Source organism: Paraglaciecola aquimarina (assembly GCF_032464635.1).
Lineage (GTDB): Bacteria > Pseudomonadota > Gammaproteobacteria > Enterobacterales > Alteromonadaceae > Paraglaciecola > Paraglaciecola aquimarina.
This window is the reverse complement of sequence record NZ_JAWDIO010000002.1, coordinates 4456269-4478903: the sequence shown is the minus strand read 5'-3', so window position 1 is coordinate 4478903 and position 22635 is coordinate 4456269. Positions and strand designations below refer to the sequence as shown.

Annotated in this window: 20 protein-coding genes and 2 pseudogenes; 14 read left to right on the top strand and 8 right to left on the bottom strand. The window is 41.2% G+C overall.

All coding sequences use genetic code 11. The annotated features are described in order from the left end of the window. The first annotated feature begins 273 nt into the window (after positions 1-273). The 5 genes and pseudogenes from RS130_RS22220 (at position 274) to RS130_RS22200 (ending at position 4865) form a co-directional block, all read left to right on the top strand. Positions 274-1587: a mechanosensitive ion channel family protein gene (locus RS130_RS22220; RefSeq protein WP_316027738.1), complete on the top strand. Its 1314-nt coding sequence runs from the start codon at positions 274-276 to the stop codon at positions 1585-1587. Between the two features lie 40 nt (positions 1588-1627). Continuing rightward, a pseudogene (locus RS130_RS22215) lies at positions 1628-2679 on the top strand (DUF21 domain-containing protein). A 34-nt stretch (positions 2680-2713) separates the two neighbouring features. Further along, entirely contained in the window at positions 2714-3346 is a 633-nt protein-coding gene (gene trhA / locus RS130_RS22210) for a PAQR family membrane homeostasis protein TrhA (protein ID WP_316028122.1), read from the top strand. Positions 3347-3436: 90 nt separating this feature from the next. Beyond that, positions 3437-4534, top strand: coding sequence for an XrtA/PEP-CTERM system-associated ATPase (locus RS130_RS22205; protein WP_316027737.1), 1098 nt, complete (start codon positions 3437-3439; stop codon positions 4532-4534). 160 nt (positions 4535-4694) lie between these two features. Beyond that, entirely contained in the window at positions 4695-4865 is a 171-nt protein-coding gene (locus RS130_RS22200) for a hypothetical protein (RefSeq protein WP_316027736.1), read from the top strand. 66 nt (positions 4866-4931) lie between these two features. Here the strand turns inward: RS130_RS22200 and RS130_RS22195 are convergent. Beyond that, positions 4932-5781: pseudogene (locus RS130_RS22195) on the bottom strand (LysR family transcriptional regulator). Positions 5782-5933: 152 nt separating this feature from the next. Here RS130_RS22195 and gcvT point away from each other — a divergent pair. From gcvT to gcvP, 3 genes are all read left to right on the top strand, one after another. Further along, positions 5934-7013, top strand: a complete 1080-nt coding sequence (gene gcvT, locus RS130_RS22190; protein WP_316027735.1) for a glycine cleavage system aminomethyltransferase GcvT — start codon at positions 5934-5936, stop codon at positions 7011-7013. A gap of 54 nt (positions 7014-7067) precedes the next feature. Further along, positions 7068-7457 carry a glycine cleavage system protein GcvH gene (gene gcvH / locus RS130_RS22185; protein ID WP_316027734.1) on the top strand — a complete coding sequence of 130 codons (390 nt, stop codon included), beginning with the start codon at positions 7068-7070 and terminating at the stop codon, positions 7455-7457. Positions 7458-7573: 116 nt separating this feature from the next. Continuing rightward, positions 7574-10510 (top strand): aminomethyl-transferring glycine dehydrogenase, encoded by a 2937-nt coding sequence (gene gcvP, locus RS130_RS22180; protein WP_316027733.1) that lies wholly within the window; start codon positions 7574-7576, stop codon positions 10508-10510. Positions 10511-11474: 964 nt separating this feature from the next. On the opposite strand, the gene RS130_RS22175 is transcribed toward gcvP, so the two are convergent. Then, positions 11475-11651: a hypothetical protein gene (locus RS130_RS22175; RefSeq protein WP_316027732.1), complete on the bottom strand. Its 177-nt coding sequence runs from the start codon at positions 11649-11651 to the stop codon at positions 11475-11477. A gap of 216 nt (positions 11652-11867) precedes the next feature. Between RS130_RS22175 and RS130_RS22170 the strand changes: the two genes are divergently transcribed. The 4 genes from RS130_RS22170 to RS130_RS22155 all read left to right on the top strand — a co-directional run bounded on the left by RS130_RS22170 (position 11868) and on the right by RS130_RS22155 (position 16199). Then, complete coding sequence (locus RS130_RS22170; RefSeq protein WP_316027731.1) at positions 11868-12527, top strand: hypothetical protein; 660 nt, start codon at positions 11868-11870, stop codon at positions 12525-12527. A 67-nt stretch (positions 12528-12594) separates the two neighbouring features. Further along, the gene (locus RS130_RS22165) at positions 12595-14388 is read left to right on the top strand and encodes a P-loop NTPase family protein (RefSeq protein WP_316027730.1); all 1794 of its coding nucleotides are present in this window, start codon (positions 12595-12597) and stop codon (positions 14386-14388) included. Positions 14389-14397: 9 nt separating this feature from the next. Continuing rightward, positions 14398-15120 carry a hypothetical protein gene (locus RS130_RS22160; protein WP_316027729.1) on the top strand — a complete coding sequence of 241 codons (723 nt, stop codon included), beginning with the start codon at positions 14398-14400 and terminating at the stop codon, positions 15118-15120. A gap of 11 nt (positions 15121-15131) precedes the next feature. Further along, positions 15132-16199 carry a hypothetical protein gene (locus RS130_RS22155; protein WP_316027728.1) on the top strand — a complete coding sequence of 356 codons (1068 nt, stop codon included), beginning with the start codon at positions 15132-15134 and terminating at the stop codon, positions 16197-16199. Between the two features lie 188 nt (positions 16200-16387). Here the strand turns inward: RS130_RS22155 and RS130_RS22150 are convergent, their stop codons facing one another. From RS130_RS22150 to RS130_RS22140, 3 genes are all read right to left on the bottom strand, one after another. After that, on the bottom strand, positions 16388-17176 hold the full coding sequence (locus RS130_RS22150; protein ID WP_316027727.1) for a hypothetical protein: 789 nt from the start codon (positions 17174-17176) through the stop codon (positions 16388-16390). A gap of 12 nt (positions 17177-17188) precedes the next feature. Beyond that, positions 17189-17359, bottom strand: a complete 171-nt coding sequence (locus RS130_RS22145; protein WP_316027726.1) for a hypothetical protein — start codon at positions 17357-17359, stop codon at positions 17189-17191. 456 nt (positions 17360-17815) lie between these two features. Then, on the bottom strand, positions 17816-18826 hold the full coding sequence (locus RS130_RS22140; RefSeq protein ID WP_316024692.1) for an IS110 family RNA-guided transposase: 1011 nt from the start codon (positions 18824-18826) through the stop codon (positions 17816-17818). Positions 18827-18971: 145 nt separating this feature from the next. Here RS130_RS22140 and RS130_RS22135 point away from each other — a divergent pair, with 145 nt between their 5' ends. Beyond that, positions 18972-19376 carry a transposase gene (locus RS130_RS22135; RefSeq protein WP_316027725.1) on the top strand — a complete coding sequence of 135 codons (405 nt, stop codon included), beginning with the start codon at positions 18972-18974 and terminating at the stop codon, positions 19374-19376. Between the two features lie 58 nt (positions 19377-19434). Continuing rightward, positions 19435-19617 (top strand): hypothetical protein, encoded by a 183-nt coding sequence (locus RS130_RS22130; protein WP_316027724.1) that lies wholly within the window; start codon positions 19435-19437, stop codon positions 19615-19617. Between the two features lie 420 nt (positions 19618-20037). On the opposite strand, the gene RS130_RS22125 is transcribed toward RS130_RS22130, so the two are convergent. The 3 genes from RS130_RS22125 to RS130_RS22115 all read right to left on the bottom strand — a co-directional run bounded on the left by RS130_RS22125 (position 20038) and on the right by RS130_RS22115 (position 22629). After that, positions 20038-21390 (bottom strand): MFS transporter, encoded by a 1353-nt coding sequence (locus tag RS130_RS22125; protein ID WP_316027723.1) that lies wholly within the window; start codon positions 21388-21390, stop codon positions 20038-20040. A gap of 116 nt (positions 21391-21506) precedes the next feature. After that, a complete protein-coding gene (locus tag RS130_RS22120) occupies positions 21507-22394 on the bottom strand; it encodes an ROK family protein (protein ID WP_316027722.1) in 888 nt (295 codons plus the stop codon). A gap of 64 nt (positions 22395-22458) precedes the next feature. After that, positions 22459-22629, bottom strand: coding sequence for a hypothetical protein (locus tag RS130_RS22115; RefSeq protein WP_316027721.1), 171 nt, complete (start codon positions 22627-22629; stop codon positions 22459-22461). Positions 22630-22635: the final 6 nt, after the last annotated feature.

Below are 22635 nucleotides of genomic sequence, written 5' to 3'. Positions count from 1 at the left end.
ATTTCTCTTGCGCTATTTCTGTAGTGGCGGCGCAGTTCGGTGTCTCGATTTTATTCGCTGAAATACTGATAAAAATCTCTTTCTAATCTGAATGTTCGATAAAAGCTAAGCTTAAGGTTTACACTACATATGTCAATCAGATTGCCCCGCCTAGCGGCGACTTAGGCTAGCTAAGTCGCTAGCAAAAAATAATCAATAATCGTCAACAGTTTCTAGGCAAATTCTGATAAATGCTTCATAGTACGCCTATTATGATTACTCGAGTTTACACTTATGAGCAGTTCGCCGATTGTGACTACTGTGACTGACTTTCTACACACCGCAGAACACGCGCTAGCCGACACTAGCACGTATATTCAACTCGCCATTTTAGCGACTATTTATATGATCAGTTATTTGGCCGCATATAAAATTCGCCACGGAATTGGCCTTACCCATAATGAGCCAGATTTGACCGCTCATCCGGTGCGCAAACTTGCCTTTAGAGTCGGAGGTATATTGTTTCCTTTGCTGGCAATTGTGTTGTTACAAATATCTACTAAAGCAGGTGAGAAGCTAGAGTACACGCCTTGGTTAATTGAATCAGCGCTGGCCATCGCGGTGTTATTGTTTTTTAACTCTTTAATCCGCGCTTTTGTTATGCATAAGTTTGTAGCGTCAATGTTTCGATGGATTGGCCTACCTATTTTACTGTTGCATTTATTGGATTTGTTGCCGGCGGTAATTAGCGCCCTTGAAGAAGTGTCGCTAAACGTCGGAAATGTCAGCGTGTCTGCCTATGGTGTGTGCCGCGTATTGATCTTTGGTAGCTTTTTATTTTGGCTGGGCCGAGCGTCGAATAATTTTGGTAAGGCGGTAATCCGTAAACAAGAATCCTTAGATGTACCAACAAAAGAAGTGTTCAGCAAGCTATTTGAAGTTGGCTTATTTTGTATTGTGGTACTGCTGCTGTTAAATGTGATGGGCGTGAATTTAACCACTCTAGCGGTATTTGGTGGCGCCGTCGGGGTTGGGTTGGGATTAGGCTTACAATCTATCGCCTCAAACTTTATTTCTGGAATTATCATATTACTTGACCGCTCTTTGACCGTGGGCGATTTTGTGGAATTAGACGATGGTCAAAAAGGCTTTGTTCGTGAGTTTAGAATGCGTTATGCGGTATTAGAAACCTATGACGGCAAAGACATTTTAGTGCCCAATGAAAAGTTCATTTCTTCATTAATGGTCAACTGGACCCATAAAGATCCTAAGCAACGTTATCGGGTCGATTTTTCTGTGCCTTATGCCACCGATATTCGCAGTATGGTGGAATTGATTAAAGAAGCCGTGGCTGAACACCCACAAGTGATCAGTGGTTTAGATGTGCCATTTGAAGAAAGACCAGATTGCGAAATAGACAGCTTTGGTGATTCTGGGGTCAACATGTTTGTTGAATTTTGGATGTTAGGTATTGATGATGGTAAAAACAGGGTAGGCGGTGATTTACTGTTGATTATTTTTGAAACACTACGTGCTAATGGTATAGAAATTCCCTTCCCTCAACGTGAAGTTAGAATTCTTAATCCAGAGCAGCAAAACCACAAGTAATGATTGTTAACTATTAATTTTTGAGAGAAGTAACACTTTAATGACTTATGATATTTTAATTTGGATCGGCATTGCCTTTTGCGTCACCCAGTCTGCTATTTTTTCGGGCTTGAACTTGGCTTTTTTAGTCTTAGTCGACTACAGCTTGAAGTTGAAGCGCAGCAGGGGCGGAGCAGTGCCAAGGTAATTTTGTCGATGCGTGAAGATTCTAATTTTTTACTTTCGACCATTCTGTGGGGCAATGTATCGATAAACGTATTGCTGACCTTGTTATCTGATTCGGTGTTGGCGGGTATGTATTCGTTTATGTTTTCTACCATAGTCATCACCTTTTTAGGGGAGATTTTTCCACAAGCTTATTTTTCTCGTAATGCGCTGACTGTGGCTTCTAAGCTGACGCCCATTATCAAATTTTATCAAGTGCTATTATTTCCCGTCGCCAAGCTGACCGCTCTAGTGTTAGATGGTTGGCTAGGACGAGAAGGCATTACCTATTTTAGAGAGAAAGAGCTGACCGCGATCATCAATGCCCATATAGAATCTGAAGAAACAGATATGGAGCAAGTGCAAGGAATGGGCGCATTAAACTTTTTACAAGTTGATAAAATAACGGTAAGTCAAGAAGGTGAAAGTTTAGATCCAAACAGTGTTCTTAAATTACCAAGTAAACTTGATTTACCGACTCTACCTGATGTAGGCAGTGAGCAGTTTTCTGCCTTTACCCAAGAAGTTAACCGTTCTGGTCACAAATGGGTATTGCTTACTGACGAGCAAGACACACCTTTATTAATGTTAGATGCCGACGGTTTTATTCGGGCTACCATTACCGAAGATGCCAATAAAGACCCTTACGCCTACTGTCATCGCCCTTTGATAATTGAAGATGAACAATGCTCACTAGGTGAAGCAATGAAAAATCTGAAATTATCACATGATTTGGATGCGCATTCAGATGAAGTCTTGCATGCTGATGTTATTTTAGTTTGGTCGAATAACGAGCGTAGAGTGATAACTGGCGCAGACATTTTAGGCAGATTGCTAAAAGGAATAGGCACGCAAGACAGTAAAGATGCCAAGCCGAAGACAGAATAAACGTGGTAGCCGTTGTTCTGTGCTTTAAGGTGTAATCATTGGCGGTTTCTCCCCTCCTTATTCAAATACCGAAGAATGGCTAAGTAGTGCTACTCATGCCATCGGTTTTGTCATGTCTGCCATTGGATTGGTGATCCTATGGATGCGAGTAGACGATATATATAGCCAAGTGGTTTACAGCGTATATTGCTTATCTATGATGGGCATGTTTTTGTCTTCAACTTTGTATCACGGCGCACGTGAGCCGAATGTAAAGGCAAAGCTAAAAATAGTCGATCATAGCGCCATATATATTCTAATTGCCGGCACCTATACGCCATTTTTGTTACTTACGGTAGGCGGAGAGGTAGGGTTTTTATCTCTATTGTTGATATGGTTTATCGCCTTTTTAGGGGTTGGCTTTAAATGCTTGTTTGCCAACCGCTGGCCTAAGTTATCTTTAATCACTTATTTGTTCCTCGGTTGGCTGGCGGTTGCACTGATTTACCCTTTATATCATTCTTTGAGCGCACAAAGCTTTTGGTTACTATTAGCTGGAGGAGGGTGTTATACCGTAGGTGTTATATTTTATGTAGCTAAATCAATACCCTATACTCATGCTGTCTGGCACTTGTTCGTTGCGGCGGGCTGCGTATGCCATTATTTTTCTATATATCACAACGCATAACTATTAAAGATTGCTATGCATGGCGTATATCCTTAAGCTTACCGTCCAATAGATGTTACTTTTTATCTTCGGCTCGAGCGATTTACCACTATGTACGAAAATTATTACGGACTTAATTCAAAGCCTTTTCAGTTAACCCCTGACCCTAGTTTTTTCTTTGGCAGTAAGTGGCATAAAAGAGCCATGTCTTATTTGCAATATGGCTTGTCCCAAGCTGAAGGCTTTATTGTGATTACAGGTGATATCGGAACCGGAAAAACAACCATAGCCAATAGTTTATTAGATCAAATGCAGCAAGATATTGTGGCTGCGCAAATTGTATCGCCTAAGCTGAGCCCAGACGAATTAGTGAAAATGGTGGCTAGCAAGTTTAATGTACCTGTTAAAGGCAGCACTAAAACAGATATCTTAAATGATCTAGAAGCATATTTAATGGGGCTTCACAAAGAAGGCAAACGGGCTTTATTGCTGGTGGATGAAGCTCAAAATTTACCGTTAGAGACAATTGAAGAGTTGCGCATGTTGTCTAACTTTCAAGTTGCGGGTAAGCCTCTGTTACAGAGCTTTTTATTAGGCCAAGAAGAATTGCAGCCAATCTTAAGAGCGCCAAACATGGAACAGTTTAGGCAGCGTATTGTTGCCAGCTGCCACTTAGCACCTTTAACTGACTCTGAGTGTACAGCGTATATTGAATATCGTATGACTCATGCTGGCTGGGATGGAAAAGAATTATTCTCGCAACAAGCATTTGATAAAATCTATCGTTTCACACTTGGCGTACCAAGACGGATCAATACGTTAATGGATAGGATCTTACTCTATGGATTCTTGGAAGAATTAGAGACATTTGACGGTGCAGCGGTTGATAACGTGATTAAAGAAGTGTCTGAAGAAATGTTTCGTCCTGAAACACCACAGCAAACAAATGTAGATGATAATGTCGCGCCCGCCGAGTCTGCGCATGCTACACAGCCGGCACAAACGCCGCCTACACAATCTATAGGTATATTAGATCTGCCTGTTGGCGAAGGGCAAATAAAAGATGTGGAATATTACAAAACCATGTTAACCGAGCTAGTTGATGCCTTAGATAACGCCTTGAGTCAAAAAATTAAACTAACTCGTTACATTGATAAGCTGTTACAGAAAAAGTACAAAACCTACGTACGCTTAAAATCCGATGATTAAGTGAACAAGTTTGCCGAAAATCTGACTAAAAACCTCAAAGGTTAATCGTTTGTTAAAATAAAGGTTTTTTTATTGAACTTCTGGGATATTATTTTATCCTATGGTGTGTAGTATAAAAAATATCCTGTTTAACACGAGTTGATATTTTGAGGGGGAAGTTTTGAAACAAGATTTAAATGCAAACGATCAGCCCTCAGGAGTATATCCTGATAGCCTGTTTTTTAAGGAGCGCAGAAAAGCGTATTATCATGGAAAGTATCACAAAAGAATGTTGTCGCTGTTATTATTAGTGACAGGTTTTTTTATAGTCGTTGCACTGCAAGGAATGTAGTTCAAGCTAAAACTTATATTTTTAAAAACGCTAATATTTTTATTGGCGTTTTTTTATGCCTAAAATTTATGCTTGTAGTCTAGATTGGATAAACTCAGCCAGCTTCGCACAGGCTTGCGGATGTGGCGTATTGCCGGTAAATAAACATATTTTGATCGTGCCTAAAGTCGGTAAGTCTCCATGATCAAGAATATCTAGTTGTTTAGGAACGCTACTTTTAGCCAACGCACTGATACCTAAACCTTGTTTAATTGCTGCGGTGATACCGCTTAAATCGGCATTGGTATAAGTAATTCGCCATTGTTGGGTCTGTTGTTTTAAGGTGTTAATGACACGGGTTCTGTACATGCAGCCCTCTGGTGCGAGTACTAAGGCAATTTGACTCGGATGAGGTTGTATACTGCGATCACCTACCCACACTAACTCGTCGTGAAGCAATAATTGCCCTTCAGCTTTTGCCTGGGGATCAATGAGCGCCATGATCAAATCAAACTGATTTTTATTTTCTATCGACAACAGTGATTTACTCAAGGCTGATGTCACCTCTAACGATACATCTGGGTACAACTTACCAAATTCACCGATGATACTTGGTAACAAAGTCGTGGCAAATTCACTGGGAATCCCCAGTCTGATCCGGCCCTTTAAATTGGAAGGCTGAAACTGCCTAAATACCGCATCGTTAAGGGCTAGCATTTGTTTGGCTGTTTTATATAGCTTTTTGACCGTCGAGATTTACTATGTGACGTTGCCCTTGTTTATTAAACAAACGCACCGCTAGTTGTTGTTCTATGCGCTTGATTTGTAGGCTTATAGCCGGTTGGGAACGACCTAACACATCTCCAGCTTTCGCATATCCGCCTAAATCCACCACAGTGACAAAAGTACGTAAGTTGTCGAGAGAAAGTTGTTTCATAAGCAACGCTAACTGCCTTTTAAATAATAGTTACTAATGATTATTCTAATATTCATAAGAAAAGTAAATGTATAGATTAAAAATTTCAATTTGTTGTTAACTATTCGGCTACTTATACTCCTTGCATTGTTTTGTTACGAGTCACAATTACTATGTCAAATAGAACGGTTTTACACGGCAAACATTTGGAATCTAATGCCAAAATGGTGGACTTTCATGGTTGGGAAATGCCGATTAATTATGGCTCTCAAATAGAAGAGCATCATGCTGTACGCCAAGGTGCAGGTATGTTTGACGTTTCGCACATGACTATTGTTGATGTACAAGGCAGCCAAGCCCAAGACTATCTGCGTTATTTACTAGCCAACGATGTAGCAAAACTACAAGACAAGGGCAAAGCTCTTTATAGCGGCATGCTAAACGAAGCTGGGGGCGTAGTAGATGACCTGATCGTCTATTATTTTGAGCAAACTAATTATCGCTTAGTTGTCAATTCGGCTACTCGAGAAAAAGACATGAACTGGTTACTGCAACAAGCTGAAGGGTTTGATGTTGTGATCTCCGAGCGCCCTGAATTTGCCATGATTGCCGTGCAAGGACCACAGGCAAAAAATAAAGCCGCCGAGCTATTTAGCGCAGCCCAAAAAGAAGCAGTAGAAGGCATGAAGGCATTTTATGGTGTGCAAGCTGAAGACTTGTTTATTGCCACCACAGGTTATACCGGCGAAGCGGGCTACGAAATTATGGTGCCAAGCGAAGATGCTGCCGAGTATTGGCAAAAATTATTAGATGTGGGGGTTAAGCCTTGCGGTTTAGGCGCTCGTGATACCCTGCGTTTAGAAGCAGGTATGAATTTATATGGCCAAGATATGGACGAAACAGTTTCGCCCCTTGCCGCAAACATGGCTTGGACTATTACTTGGCAACCAGAAGACCGTGATTTTGTCGGTCGAAAAGCGCTAGAACAACAAAAAACGCAAGGCACCGACAAACTGGTGGGCCTAGTGATGAAAGAGAAGGGCGTGCTGCGCAAAGGGCAGAAAGTAAAAGTCGCTGGTGGCGAAGGCGTAATCACGTCTGGCACATTTTCTCCTACCCTAGGACACAGTATAGCCATGGCCAGAGTGCCGGCATCGGTGGGACAAACCGCAGAAGTTGAATTACGTAAAAAGTGGGTTACAGTAGACGTGGTTAAACCTAGTTTTGTCCGCAATGGCAAAAGTGTCTTATAACCGTCATACCAATTTGGTATTAAACAATTTAGTTGATAATTATTAGGAACAACAATGAGCAATATTCCAACAGATTTACGTTACGCCTCTACTCATGAATGGGTTCGTCCCGAAGGTGACGGAGTATTTACCGTAGGCATAAGTGAACATGCCCAAGAATTATTAGGAGACATGGTCTTTGTTGAACTACCCGATGTTGGTGATGAAATTTCTACCGGTGATGACGTCGCTGTAGCTGAGTCGGTTAAAGCGGCATCTGACGTTTATGCGCCAATTACTGGTGAAGTTGTTGCTGTTAACGAAGATTTAGAAGAATCACCTGAGTTAGTTAACTCAGACCCCTACGGTGATGGTTGGTTGTTTAAAATTAAAGCAGAAGATCCAACTGAAGTAGAATCGTTATTAGACGCTGAAGGGTACGAAGGTAGTATCGAAGAAGAGTAATCGCTTTTCATCATTCGCTATTTAGTCCGTTATTTAGTTTAAAATTTTAAGGTTTACTGATTATTAGTAAACCTTTTATTTATCCCTCATTCTTAGTTTGGAAATTGTATCTCGTTATGTCATTAACTCATTTTTCTTTATCAGAACTTGAACAAAAGCAAGATTTTATCCGTCGCCATATTGGCCCTAGTGATGCTGAAATGGCTGACATGTTGTCTGCTATTGGCGCAAGCTCGTTAGATGATTTAATGCAACAAACGGTACCTGAAAGTATCCGTTTGACTTCACCCATCAATATTGGTGAAGCCAATACCGAAACCGAGGCATTAGCATATTTAAAAGAAGTCGCGGCCAAAAACCAAATCAATCGTTCGTTCATTGGTATGGGGTATTATAATACGCTCACGCCTAATGTGATTTTACGCAATGTGTTAGAAAATCCGGGTTGGTACACCGCTTATACCCCTTATCAGCCAGAGATTGCGCAAGGTCGCCTTGAAGCTTTACTAAACTTTCAACAAGCCACGATTGACTTAACAGGGATGGAGTTGGCATCGGCCTCGCTGTTAGATGAAGCCACTGCTGCGGCCGAAGCTATGGGCTTAGCAAAACGGGTGTCTAAAAATCGCAAAGCCAACACCTTTTTTGTGGCCGACGACGTACACCCACAAACCTTAGATGTGGTGCAAAATCGTGCCGACATGTTTGGTTTTGAAGTAGTGGTAGGCAAAGTGGAGCAAGCCCTAGAGCTCGATTTATTTGGTGCGTTGTTGCAATACCCAGGCACCACTGGCGCCGTTAACGACATTGAAGATACCATCAAAGCGCTACAAGGTAATAAAGCCGTAGTAGCGGTAGCCGCTGATTTACTGAGTTTAGTGTTGCTAAAATCGCCAGGTGAATTAGGGGCCGACGTGGTATTAGGTAGCGCCCAACGTTTTGGCGTGCCTATGGGGTACGGTGGCCCACATGCGGCATTTTTTGCCACGCGTGATAGTTATAAAAGGTCATTACCGGGGCGCATTATTGGCGTGTCGAAGGACACCCGCGGGCGTCCTGCACTGCGTATGGCATTACAAACTCGTGAGCAACATATTCGCCGTGAAAAAGCCAACTCAAACATTTGTACCGCCCAAGTATTGTTAGCCAACATGGCTTCTTTTTACGCCGTTTATCATGGTCCACAAGGCTTGAAAACCATAGCTTCGCGTATTCATCGATTTGCCGATATTTTAGCGGCAGGCTTGCAAAAATCAGGTTTCGAACTGTTGAATGATACATGGTTTGATACCCTTAGCGTGAAAGTAAGTGCTAACAAAGATAAAATCACCGCAGCTGCACTAGCCAATCATTTAAACTTGCGTACCGATATAGACGGCGTGTTAGGCATCAGCTTAGACGAAACCACCACCCGTGAAGATTTACAGGCATTGTATCAAGCCTTTGTTGGGGCCAATGTAGAGTTAGACATCAGCGCATTTGACCAAGATATTATCGACAATGGCAGCCAATCTATTCCTGCACCATTACAACGCAGCAGCGAATTTTTAACCCACAAAGTGTTCAATAGTTACCACAGCGAAACCGAAATGTTGCGTTATATCAAGTCATTGGAAGACAAAGATTTAGCCTTGAATCATTCTATGATCTCCCTCGGCTCTTGTACCATGAAACTCAACGCCACAGCTGAAATGTTACCGGTGACTTGGCCTGAATTTGGCCAATTACACCCATTCGCGCCACTTGAGCAAGCTCAAGGTTACAAACAAATGATCGACGAGTTAAGTGACTGGCTAATTGAAATTACCGGCTACGATGCTTTGTCTATGCAGCCTAATTCTGGTGCTCAAGGTGAATATGCAGGTTTGATCACTATTCAGAAATACCACGAAAGCAAAGGTGAAGGACACAGAAACATTTGCCTTATCCCCAGCTCTGCTCACGGTACTAACCCTGCGTCTGCGCAAATGGTCAGCCTTAAAGTAGTCGTGGTGGCCTGTGATAAAAACGGTAATGTGGACATAGACGACCTGCGTAAAAAAGCCGCCGAGGCGGGTGAAAACCTATCTTGCGCCATGATCACTTACCCATCCACTCACGGTGTGTACGAAGAAACCATCAAACAAATGTGCGACATAGTGCACGAATTTGGTGGCCAAGTGTACATGGACGGCGCCAACATGAACGCGCAAGTGGGCGTGACTTCTCCTGGCTTTATAGGCTCAGATGTGTCTCACCTTAACTTGCACAAAACCTTTTGTATTCCCCACGGTGGTGGTGGCCCAGGTATGGGGCCAATAGGCGTAAAAGCACACTTAGCGCCATTTCTACCTAATCACACCGTGGTAGGTGTAGAAAACGCGGGAGATAGTGAAATACGAGAGCGTGATTCATCAAATAGAATGGGAGCAGTATCAGCTGCACCTTGGGGCAGCGCGTCTATTTTGCCTATTAGCTATATGTACATCAAAATGATGGGTGGGGCAGGGCTTAAAAAAGCCACAGAAGTGGCTATGTTAAATGCCAATTATGTGGCCAATAAACTCAGCAGCCATTACCCAGTGTTGTACCGTGGCCGTAACGACCGCGTGGCCCATGAATGTATTATTGACCTTCGCCCATTAAAAGAAGCAAGCGGCGTGAGTGAGTTAGACATAGCCAAACGTTTAAACGATTATGGGTTTCATGCACCGACAATGAGTTTCCCAGTGGCCGGCACCTTAATGATTGAGCCCACCGAGTCTGAGTCTAAAATGGAGCTAGATAGATTCATAGAAGCTATGGTGTCTATTCGTCAAGAAATCGCTAAAGTTGAAGCAGGTGAGTGGAGCGCTACAGATAATCCATTGTTTAATGCACCACATACACTTGATGATATTTGTGATAATGAATGGAACCGCAGTTACGACCGCAAGCTAGCCGCCTACCCAGTAGCAGCCGTGGCACGCAATAAATTTTGGCCATCGGTTAATCGGATTGATGATGTGTATGGGGATAGGAATTTGATTTGCAGTTGTGCGCCAATAGAGTCGTATATTGACGAAAAAAATTAGATTTTTTGCAAGGTATTGCAGAATTTCTGGATAACAAAATAAGGGTGAAGCATGGGCTTCGCCCTTTTTTATGCGCTGGGCTTACTAAGATTATGCACTTCGTGCACGGAGCACGACTTCGTCGTAAGGCATGCTCTGCGAGCACCAAGCATGGCTTCGCTCACTTATGTGCTACGCACACGGCATCCCTGCCTTTTTTCAAACGAAATCCATTTCGTCCAACTTACTTTTTACCAACAGCCGTAAAAAGTAAGCAAAAGAGCCGCGCTCCAAACAAATTCCTTTTCCAGAAAATAGTTGGCTTTTTTGTCGAAACGGCAATAAGTCACGTCCTGCTATAAAAGATTGCCTTGTCCGAACGTCCTTGTTCGGACATTCGACAAGCCAACTATTTGATGGGGAATTTGTAGTCGCGGGTAAATCAAAAACATGGCTGCGCCACTAAGCATGCACTTCGTGCACATGCATGTGCTGCGCACACTAAGATTATTCACTACGTTCACTGCAATCCATTGCGGATTTTCATCCAGCATCCCTGCTGGGCGACTGACTTTTCTTCAACAGCCAAGAAAAGTAAGCAAAAGAGGCCGGTCTCCAGCAAAGCTCTAATTCTATTTTTTATAAACTCCAAAGGCCGTGCTGATTTGTTCCCGACAAAACACCACTCAATTGGCTATCCATGCCAATCGACCTCTTGAGTTTGTAATAAAAAATAGCGAGCTTTGAGTCGCAGGAAAATCAAAAGCATGGCTGCGCCACTAAAAGCAGAATAAAGCAGAGTGGAGCAGACTTAGCAGCATGAAGCAGTGGTTAGATTGTAGTGAAAGCAAAAAATAGCACTGAAGTTTTTCGCTACTGTTGCAAATATATATTTCGGGCGTATTTCCCAAACGTCATTCCGGTGTGCTTTTGAGCCGGAATCCATTTCTTTTTTCTAATGACGCACTAATGCATGGCTTTGCCACTAAGCATGCGCTTCGTGAACAATCCATGGCTGCGCCGACAAGGAATTCCAGGTTGCTTTGTAATGAATTATCATGGATGTTTTGTTAATTTTTTGTGTGTATTGTTGGTCAGCTACTAACTGCGCTGTTTCTAATCTAAATTCTGGGCTAAATGTCTTACGTGTTTTCTTTTTCATCTCGCTACCTAATGCTGCTATGAAGTGATCATAACATCTCTTATTAGGTGGCTAAATTAACTATGCCACTTCATGTCTCTTATACAAAGAGGGTAAAAGAATGAGCTGAAAACTATCTTCGTCAAGGATGTATATGAGATAAATAAGAGTTAACTCTTTGTTTCACATAGGTTACTCTAATTACTTAGCTGAAACTCAACTTTTATAAGGATGTATATGACTTCTAACTTGCGTCTCGTTGTCACCAAAAAAATTCGTCAAAAGGCCGGAGATACAGGTGTTTTACAGATATTATGCAGCATTGATGAACTAGATAATGTAATACCAACTGACCCAAACCAATTTCCTTCTGGTCTAATATGGATATCGAAAGGTTACGATAATAATATTGAGCATGAGTTCTCTGGAGACGAACCTTTTTTATTAGATTTTTTCGAAAAAAGTGACAGAGAAAAGGACGAAATCAGCTCTAATTCAAACACTGCTGAGCATTGGTCGCTAGGAAAACATGCAAAAAAGCTAGACTCAGAAAAGCTACTTCCCGTTATAAAAAGCGAACTTCCTGACAAAAGTACAGGGCTTCTAAAATATACGCGCCACTCCGTGCCGAGTAAACAGTTTTACATTGAAAATGACTCTTTCCTTTATGGGCCTTACACAGCCACACCCACTGACGAGGAAGTATATGTAACACCATCACAATGCCTTCCATTGGCGTTAAACACAAATTTTGTAGCGAAAATTCCTTTAGAAGCCATTTCAAAAGCTAATACATATATTTCATTACAAGATAAAACTGACTTTCCGTTCGAAGCTTTCATATCTTCTAATAAAGACCTTAGCAACTACAGTAGGAAAAAATATAGAGCAAGTTGATTATATTAACGACGCCCAACTAATAACCTATTTCTCAAAATATGAATTTGGCTCTTCTACAGGAAAGTTGAGCAGAAAATCAGCCGAGCAACTCAAACAAGCAATTAGTCAGGAAGCGAAGAAGAAATTCAAGCTGAATGATAATGAAAGATTGAATCGAATCAGAACAATACTCAATGACTATCTTGAAAATGAAGATATCGGAAAAGACATCATTGATAGTTGGCTATCAACTAGTGAAGGAAAGGCATTTTTAACTAAGTTAATAAACGAAAATCCTGAAAAATTCGAATCTCAAACCAGCGCGCTAAAAACACAAAAAAATCAGTTTGAAGATGAAATCTCGTCTCTAAAAATCGAAAAGGCAGAGTTAGAAAAAGAGATCACACAAACACGAAACAGAGTAGAACAAGAGAAAGAGAGTGCAAATCAAGAAATAGAAAAAATACATCAACAAACCCAAGAACAATTAGAGAGTGAGCGTAAAAAGAAGATGGCGGATCTTGAGCAAGAGATCTCTGATAAAGAAAACGCTTTAGAAACACTGAAAGTACAAATCGAACTTCAATCAAAGAAATTAAAAGACATCAGTAAAATAAATGAATTAGATCGCGAAAAAGACTACTTAGAGAGAAGACTAAATGAATTGCAAGCAGCTGTTAATGAACAGGAAAAGCTTCTAAAAAGTCCGGATATAGCTAGAGAAGTAGTTAAGCAAGATACAATTTTAGGATTACTTCAAGGACGGGACTTTTCGCGGCAAAATGAAAACATCACGTACACACCTCCAATTTTTCACGATAAGTTAATAGATAAGGGAGAATCACTAGTTCAGTATTTCGTAGAACGCTTTGACGATGGTGGTCGTTCTTTTAGTTTTGAAGAGATGGCAAACTTACTGGTAACTATTCAACAATCATTCATGGTTGTCTTAAAAGGTCTTCCCGGAGCTGGAAAGACTTCTACTGCGATAAGATTAGCTGAGGCACTTTATCTCGACCGCAATAACAATACTTTTGATAATTTTTTGAATATACCAGTCAGCAGAGGTTGGGTATCAGGACGAGATTTCATCGGCTTCTACAATGCATTGAAGGGCAACTATCAACCCGCTAAAACAGGACTTTTTCAGTTTCTAACTCAGGGAAGTATGCAAGGAGCCGAAAAAGCATTACGTTTGGTATTACTGGATGAAGCAAATTTATCCCCCATAGAACATTACATGTCAGATTTCCTTGGACTATTCGACAATGAAGGAAGAGGTAGGCCTATTGATACAGGCAATACTAATACACAGAGAAGGTTTTTGAATGTTCCTCAAAACCTGAGGTTTATAGCAACGATAAATAATGATGCTACAACAGAAATGTTATCTCCTAGACTGTGTGATCGAGTTCCAATCATTTCAATGGACTTGCAAGACAATCAAAGTATTCGAAGTGCTATAGCAAGCGAAATAAATGGCTCTGTGGAATATGACCAATTAGATATGCACTTTGGTAAGAAAGTAACTGAAGATGGTTATGAGGACACGCCAGCAAAAATACAACAACTGATCAACATTTTTGAAGATACTAATAGAGAGTTTGGCCAAAATATTCGTGTTAGTAAGCGAAAGATAAATGCTATGCAGTCATATTTCAAAAGAGCTAATGAATATATGGATGAAACTGCTGCTGCTGACTTTGCTGTGTCGCAATATATGCTGCCATCAATTACTGGATTTGGACCTAATTTCAAAAGAAGAATCGAGAAAATATTAGAGCAGTCGAAACGGACAGGACTAAATCGTACGACTGATATACTCAATACGATATTAGTCACTGGTGACGCACACGTTGGAAGTTTCAGTTATTTTTAAGGAAAACAAATGGAACTACAACTTGAAATAATTTCGGGAAAGAGAAAAGGTGAAATCATTGATATTGTTAAGGGGATTCAATTAGATGGCATTTTACCTTTTCTATTAGAGACGGATGCTTTTAGAATAGCACTGACGTCCGCTAATTGGATCGACAACCCCACGATCATAATTGAAGACGCCGAGATTAGATTAAGGCCTAGCAAACCATGCAACGATAAATATGTCTTTTCGGCAGAACCGGCTTACAAAGACCATAGTCCTCAGTCACTGTTTTATAATTATTTCGGTATCGCCACTTTTTATTTGAGATATGAAACAGGTAGTAAAACTGAGCTACAGGAGTTGGGACAAGCAGATATACTCGCTAGAAAAGCTACGGTGTCTCAAATTGAGTCGATGGTTAGCTTTATTCTATCTACAGACCAGTCAGAATTGCTGAACTCGCGAGGGGCGACGAGGAGAGGTGCAGATGTTGCTCCAGACTTAAATGACACTCCAAACAGGTTACTAGAAAAATTGGAGAGTAATATCCAAGTCTTGGAGGAGCAGATACCTTACATAGTAAATAGACCAATAACTAAACTAGACACAAGACTCGAAACCGTTAGACACACACCGTATATCGACATTCAAGAGCAAGGAATATCTTGGCTAGCGGAAAATATATCTGTTTTTGAGCAAACCACTGATCCGACTCTACTTTACTTGAGTGGTATGGAGCATCTTTAGCTCCGCAATATGTGCAAACCCCTGTAATTTATGAGAGTGCCGATATTTATGAGAATCAGATAGTTATAGGTTACATTGATAGCCTGCTCGTATTTTTGCAAGAAATCTTGAAAGAAACTGAGAAAAAAACCTTAATTCGTCCTTCACTAAATAGCTATAACGGCTATGTAAGCTTCTTTGGCTCAGTAGCGGAAAAGTTGCTTAAAAATGTTATTCCTGAAAAGCAAAGAATATTAAAAAATCAACAAAAGTTGCTGCAATTCAGAGATATTATTAAACAAAGTCTTAAGATTTCTAAGAGTGATGGAACATTACCTAAGTTCACACCTAAAGTAAGAGCTAATCGAGTTTATGCACTTGTTTTTCGTTCAATGATCGACTGGTATAAGGGCTCGTCTATAAACTGGGATGCCAAGAAGCTTCTGGTAGCGATTGATAACGTTCCCAAGCTTTTCGAGTTATATACGATACTACTAGTCAAGAAGTGGTGTAGGCTCAGAGGCCAAACCTCTGGGACAAGTGAAGTTAGTGCATGGGAGGGAAAACTGTTTAATTATGAAGCTCGACTTTTATATGAGCCAACATATTGGATGTTTGGTCATTTGAATCACAAAGGCTCTATTTATAATACACAGCATAGAACTTTTAAATCTTCCTCTGAGGACAGCAAATCTAAAGTCAGAACCCATAAGAATCAAAAACGAGAGCCCGATATAGTCATAGAATTAGTTAACGATAGAGGAACCACTGCTCTTTTAGTTTTTGACGCAAAATATACAAATAAGGACAAAGCTTTTAAGGAGTACCTCCCCGAGTGTACTATTAAATATGTACATGGCTTGAGTGCAAATGGACATCCGAGATTAACTCATAGCATGATTATATTGTTTCATGGGCAGTCAGAAAATAGTAGATTCTTTGACTTCCATATTGACCCTTTCTCTTTATTTGGGCATGAACCACAGCTGCCTATCTTGGGAGCATTGGGACTGTCTCTAAACGAAGGTATATCTGAAGCATTTACCATAATAGATGAAACTATCGAACGGACGATAAGGTTGTTAGAACCGAACTCTTGATTTGCAAAGTGTCTTTTTTATATTTTAAGAAATATCGGGGTCAGAACAAGGTTAAATAAAACATCGGCTATACTCAAGATTTGGTTAACTCATAGATAAGGAAATCCTATGAGTCGTTTACTTCGTATCTGCCCCCTTGGCATTGCCCAGCATGTCATTCAGCGGGGAAACAACCGTCAAATTTGCAATTATCCACACTCTAAAAACTGTGGTTTTCTATTTTTATCATTAAAGCAATCTTTCGGCAGAAAAATCCATCCTTCATGTTTTGGTGTTCCTTCATCTGGAAAATTCAACGTGTCTGGTCGTTTAACAAACAACTGGGCAATCAAAGCACACACAAACGCATCAACATGATCTTGTGTCGGCAATAGCTTATCGCATATTAGGTCATGACCAGTCTCGTTAACAATCCAACTTAAACCTGCTTTTTGTTGTAACTCTAGAATAAGCGCAGATCTCACACAAGGAGATGGATAAGCCTCGATAGCTGTTAAATCGGAATCTTGCCAAATACCTGTTTCCTTTATATTTGGAATAAATTTAGTCAATGTGTGTATGCCTTTTGTGGATTGACTACCTATCATATCCTTTATCGCAGAAAGCGGTGTATAACCCCACTCAGCTAAGTAACGTTCAGTGTGACGAAATAGATAGGGGTTTAGTGCACTTGCAGTATCACAATCAGTAATCTTACCAGTTATCAAATCACACAAGTCTTGGCTAAAACCAAGTGGGGTATCAATTGCTAAAGTTAAGTTGCCCCCGATGTACTCTGTTTTGCATAGATCAAATAAAGCATTAATAAACTCTTTTTGGGTAGAGGAATCATGAATAATAGAAGATAAGTTGCCGCGCCAAGGTAAACCTATAATCTGACCTTGGGTATCTAAGATCACAATGGCATCGCGACTGTTTCTATTCTTTGAACAATTCCAACCACCTACATCCCATCCAACAAAATATTCCATTGCCATAAAACTACTCCTTTAACTTTCGCCTGATGCCGTCAATAATTTAAAACTTACTTGATAACGATAAAATTCAATATTGGTAATAACGCTCAATGCTCTTCGCAGGCGTCTGTCGTCCTCTAAGGCGATAGTAATACCTTTTACTTGTTGACCAGCTTCACACAGTTCATGTTTTACATAACCCATATAGCGTTGAGTTTGACCTACAACTGAATCACTTGCTCTGCCTTAAATATCGGGGTCACCCATAAGTCAGCCGTTGTCAACAGTGCGATAAAAGTCGGATTGCTTTTTAGCAAACATTTAAGTTTGTGTTTCCTTACAGCGTGTTCCGGTTTTTATTCGCTAATATGTTTTTCTATTGGTTGTGCTGGATAATTTATCCGCAACAGTCACCCATCTGGCTCTAGTCCTTGGCCTGTAAAGGCCAATTTCCCACGCACCTCGGTGCGCCACAAAAACTTCAGTTCCCCATGTTATCCAATGCGGTAAACGCACAGAGGTGGTGGTTAGGCTTTCGCCTTCCAGACCCAACTTGGCTTAACATGCGGGCGAACAAAATAAAGTCCGGTATCACCCTCCATTCAGAATAACACTGGTTTAATATCCAACCCCGATTGCTGGCTGAATGACACCGGGAAACTAACTAAAGACACGTTCGATATCGAAGGCCTGTTTATTCTTTAACATGTGAAATACCGCTCTGGCGATTTTATGGGCGACAGCTCTAATGGCAACAATACCATTGCGCTTTTGTTTTTTACGCTCGTAAAAACGTTTGGCTTTGGCATCAAACCGTACTAGAAAATGGGCAGCCTCGGAAAAGGCCCATGACAGGTATTTATTGCCTGCTTTACGGTTACCTGTGCCTTTCTTCTTGCCGTTACTTTCACGCACACTGTTGACACAACGACAATAAGACGCGTAATTACCAGCGGCTTCAAATCGGTTGATGTCACCTGTTTCTAACATGATAGTTAAACCTAAAATCGGACCAATACCGGTTACGCTGGTCAGCAGTTTGAATTCATCTTTAAGCTCCACCGCTTCCAGTGTTTGTTGTTCTATGATGGCAATCTGTTTATCTAATGCCTTAAGGATGGTGAGATTGGTATGAGCTGAATGATATAAAAAACTGCCTGATTCGAAAGGCAGTGTGAAGGTCTTTTTACGAATGTCGACACAGTTGACCCGATACCCTAACGAGCGCCAGATTTGATTTTGAATGCTTATCATATGGCTGGATGCATGTTTCACCAATTGTCGCCTACGTCGCAATAAGTCCCGTACTTGTCGGTATTCAGGCGGGTAAATATGACCGGTAGGCAATATCCCTAATCGCATCAAATGCGCAAGGTGAAAGGCATCCTGATGGTCGCCACTGTATTTTAAACCGTCGTATTGTTTAACCGCTGCAGTGTTCACCAGCTCCACTTGATAACCATGCTCCATCAGGCCATCCACTAACCAATACCAGTTAAAGGTAGATTCAATGGCCACCGCTTTTATCTGCTCTTTGTAAGGTGCGAGCAGTTCAAGTGTGATGTTTAAATTGTTGTCGATACGCTTATCCACAACCTTGTTATCCTCTTCGTCGATGACAACCACGACGTGATTGTTTGAATGTAAGTCAATGCCCGAGTAAAATGACATAACAGCCTCCCGTTTGTGATGGTTTGAGCACCTTTCAGCATAGCTGAACATGGACTCGGAGGCTGACTTGAGGATTTTCAGAACAAGGTTAAATAAAACATCGGCTATACTCAAGATTTGGTTAACTCAGAGATAAGAAAATCCTATGAGTCGTTTACCTCGTATCTGCCCCCTTGACATTGCCCAGCATGTGATTCAGCGGGGAAACAACCGTCAAATTTGTTTTGGTAATGAGCACGATTTTTTTGCTTATATTGGTGGGTTAAAAGAATTCTCTGTTAAGTTTGAAGTGAATATCCATCCTTGGGTGTTGATGACTAATCACGTACATTTATTATGCACGCCGTACAAAGAAAATGGTGTTAGCCAAATGATGCAGGCTTGGGGTCGACAATATGTCAGATATTTTAATCATAGTTATAAAAGAACCGGAACATTGTGGGAGGGGCGCTTTAAGTCTTGCTTAGTAGAAGATGAAGTATATCTACTTCATCTTTATCGTTATATTGAATTAAATCCTGTCAGAGCCTTCGGAGTATACTTGGACTAGCTACCAAGTTAACGCATTAGGCAAAGTTTCAAATCTGTGTACCCCACATCTATTGTACATGGCGCTAGGTAAGAGTGATTCTGAGCGCCAAGCTTGTTATCGCAGTTTATTTGCTTCTCATGTTGAAGGTAAGTTATTAGAAGATATTAGAGCGGCGACTAAGTCAGGTATGACTTTAGGCAATGAAAGGTTTAAAAATGAACTGGAAGCAGCACGGGGTCAAGTCTTGCATAATCGGTGAGATTGCCTTAATCCAACAGCACGTTAGTCAGAAGAATTACTATAGAGACTCACGATAATTTAACTGTCATTTCGCAGGTTGCAAAATACAAGACCTGACCCTGTATCCTCAAAGGGGTTAACATAGGCTGCGAAGGGCATTGCAAATGACGCAATGTTCATTAACGGTAAACCAAGCAGCGCTATCCCTCGCAAAATATCTAAACTATCGTAGCGCATAAATATCCTTTTAATTTACTATTTACAATGCGTGTTGTTAGCGCTTGCTGCTGGCAATTTAACTACTGTAAGCAAGCTAGTTAGTTAGCTTCCACAGTCCCTAGCCTAGACCTGAGATTCGTCTGAATCAATACTTATTTCACCACTTACCACTTAGCCATTATTTAAGGCCTTACTTCAAATTATACTTTTAAAGATGTATTTACCTTGTGCGCAGGTCCTTTAATGCGGCTTGAATAGCTTTGTGCTGTGCATGGCCTAGCCGATACTTATACAAACAGGCCATGCAAATCAGCGCGCCCATTACAGGAAAGCCACACATTACCCAGCGAATGGCCGCCAATACTGCGTCATTTTGCACCGAATTAGCGACGTAGCCGTTATGGGTAAGTACATTACCCAGTAAGGACGCACTAAGACCATGACCAACTTTCATGAGCACTACAACTAGCGCAATAAAGACGGCTTCAGAACGAATGCCTGAGTCGTGATTCACCTTATCTATAACGTCAGGGGCCATTCCCCAAATTACCGACCATAATCCGCCTGCAGCAGCGCCCACTAATAAACATCCCAAAATAAAGATGGCACTGCTATCGGTAACTAAAAACGAAAAATACACAACCGACAAGATACTCAGCCCATGGGCGGCAATTAATGCATGGTGCTTTTCATATCGGGTTGATAAATAAGACCAAATTGGCGTGGAAGTCGTTTGCGCGATAACCATGAGAGTTAGCCCCTTTGCAATTAGGGTCTGGTCATTAAGATTGTACTTACAAAAATAACTAAAACTCTTAGTAAAAATGGGCACAGTGAGTGCGCAAAAAAAACTTGCGACCAGAATAATGATGGCGTGCTTATCAACAATAATACATTTGAGCCCTTGTACTTGCTGTGACCAACTAAGAACACATTGCCTTGCATGCACATCGCGCTGGCGCACTGCGAACCACGACAACCATACGGCGATTAACGAGCAACAAGCGGCAAAAATTGAAAACTTTTGAAATAGCGCTGCTTGCGCTTGGTTTGAAGCGCTATCGAACAATTGAAAAGCCGCCACAGTGACACATAACGAGCCTAAAGAACTAAAGAAAAAGCGAAGTGTAGCTAAATGAGCACGCTCGCGACTGTCCTCACTTATTCGCGACAGCAATGCATTGTGAGGTAAATCAATTAATGTATAACTTGCTCTGAAAAGTAAAAGGCACGTCAGTAAGGTAGTGACTGGGTTTTCACTTACTAAAGGCAAATAAAAAATACCGACAAAACTCAGTGAACACAGTGGCGCACCAAATACAATGTAACCCCCGTATTTACCAAAGTGCTTGCTGTGCTTTCGATCTGACAAACAACCAACGAGTGGATCTAATATCGCATCTACCACGAGGGCTATCAGCACAATTATACCAGCCATTATGGGGTCTATATTCAAAACGTCAGTAATATAGATTAAAACAAAATATCCTAGGGTATTGGCAACAATATTTTTACCAAAGTTACCACCGGCGTAACCAAGGGATTGAACACGAGATAAAGGGCTAAAAGTCACGGCAATTCCAATTTACCAGTTGTCACCCGCACTTCTTGCTGCGAGTTGATCATCACACTTAAGCGCTTATCTTAGCAACAAGGGATAACAGTTTTATGAACACCTTATTTAAAAATTTAAAAAGTTTGTTTAGCAAAAATACTATGCTCAAAACACAACTGAGAGGCCCCGACCACGCCGCCTAAATCCCCTAATTTACTCGCAATAAGTTCTGGCACTGGCAGTTTATGCTTATCAAACTGGCAAAAATCGTCGCTGTTAATGTAAGGAAGCCATGCTTGTAGAATATCCAGCGGAAGACGTCCTCCAATAATGATGGCTTGCGGATCTAATGCGCGAGCTAACACCGTTAATGGCTGCACTAGCTGTGAGGCTGCAGTTTGCAGCCATGTTTTAAGTGGTTCGCATGAGTCTACTGATAGAGTGCGTAAATCAGCAAAATCATCTATTGCAATATTTTGTGAGTTAAGCGTTTTAAGCAAATCCGCTCCTGATGGTCGTGACTTTTCTAAATGTGGAAAAGGTGCGCCAAACGCACCGGCATTGCCATTTCTGCCACGGTAAATGCGCCGATCAATAATAATCCCTCCGCCAATACCGTGACCAATATGCACAAACACAAAGTGATCAAAGCTATTACCGGCACCTGCAACCGATTCGCCCCACGCAGCACAAGTACCATCATTTTCAATGTAAACTGGAAAATCTAAGCGTGATGAAAAAGCTGACAGTAAATCCACATCTTCAAGCTCAGGAAAATACACCGCATTCATTTTTCTGCGCTCGTAAGTAAAATCACTAGGAATAGAAATACCTACGCCACAGAATTTTCTCCTCGCAACCGAATTAGGCTTCAGCTGTTGTTCGATAAACGATGAAATAGACTGACATAGGGCATCCAAGGAATGCTGGCTTTGTAATTTTACTGACTCGGAAACTTTAATGCCTCCTGTCCAATCCACCAATGCAATCTCCATATATGACCCAGTGAACGTAACCCCCACCGAATACAGCGCATCTGAGTTTAGACGAATGGTTTTAACCGGTTGCCCCCGGGCCCCTGTGGGTTCAGCCTTGGTCAATGACTAGTTTTTTATCTAACAAAGCCTTGGTTAGGTTGGTTGCTTGTACTTTTGAAAAGTTAAGACGTGATGCTATCGCCACCCGAGTACTGGTTCTTTCACGTCTCACTATTTCTAGAATCAATCGTTCGCTATTGCTTAATTCGATATTTGGCATCTTGTA

What these genes read in the sequence shown, in the direction of transcription:
- RS130_RS22220 (WP_316027738.1), top strand. Translation starts at nt 274, where the DNA reads ATGAGCAGTTCGCCGATTGTGACTACTGTGACTGACTTTCTACACACC.
- RS130_RS22205 (WP_316027737.1), top strand. Translation starts at nt 3,437, where the DNA reads ATGTACGAAAATTATTACGGACTTAATTCAAAGCCTTTTCAGTTAACC.
- gcvT (WP_316027735.1), top strand. Translation starts at nt 5,934, where the DNA reads ATGTCAAATAGAACGGTTTTACACGGCAAACATTTGGAATCTAATGCC.
- gcvH (WP_316027734.1), top strand. Translation starts at nt 7,068, where the DNA reads ATGAGCAATATTCCAACAGATTTACGTTACGCCTCTACTCATGAATGG.
- gcvP (WP_316027733.1), top strand. Translation starts at nt 7,574, where the DNA reads ATGTCATTAACTCATTTTTCTTTATCAGAACTTGAACAAAAGCAAGAT.
- RS130_RS22175 (WP_316027732.1), bottom strand. Translation starts at nt 11,651, where the DNA reads ATGAAAAAGAAAACACGTAAGACATTTAGCCCAGAATTTAGATTAGAA.
- RS130_RS22170 (WP_316027731.1), top strand. Translation starts at nt 11,868, where the DNA reads ATGACTTCTAACTTGCGTCTCGTTGTCACCAAAAAAATTCGTCAAAAG.
- RS130_RS22160 (WP_316027729.1), top strand. Translation starts at nt 14,398, where the DNA reads ATGGAACTACAACTTGAAATAATTTCGGGAAAGAGAAAAGGTGAAATC.
- RS130_RS22150 (WP_316027727.1), bottom strand. Translation starts at nt 17,176, where the DNA reads ATGGCAATGGAATATTTTGTTGGATGGGATGTAGGTGGTTGGAATTGT.
- RS130_RS22145 (WP_316027726.1), bottom strand. Translation starts at nt 17,359, where the DNA reads ATGGGTTATGTAAAACATGAACTGTGTGAAGCTGGTCAACAAGTAAAA.
- RS130_RS22140 (WP_316024692.1), bottom strand. Translation starts at nt 18,826, where the DNA reads ATGTCATTTTACTCGGGCATTGACTTACATTCAAACAATCACGTCGTG.
- RS130_RS22135 (WP_316027725.1), top strand. Translation starts at nt 18,972, where the DNA reads ATGAGTCGTTTACCTCGTATCTGCCCCCTTGACATTGCCCAGCATGTG.
- RS130_RS22130 (WP_316027724.1), top strand. Translation starts at nt 19,435, where the DNA reads ATGGCGCTAGGTAAGAGTGATTCTGAGCGCCAAGCTTGTTATCGCAGT.
- RS130_RS22115 (WP_316027721.1), bottom strand. Translation starts at nt 22,629, where the DNA reads ATGCCAAATATCGAATTAAGCAATAGCGAACGATTGATTCTAGAAATA.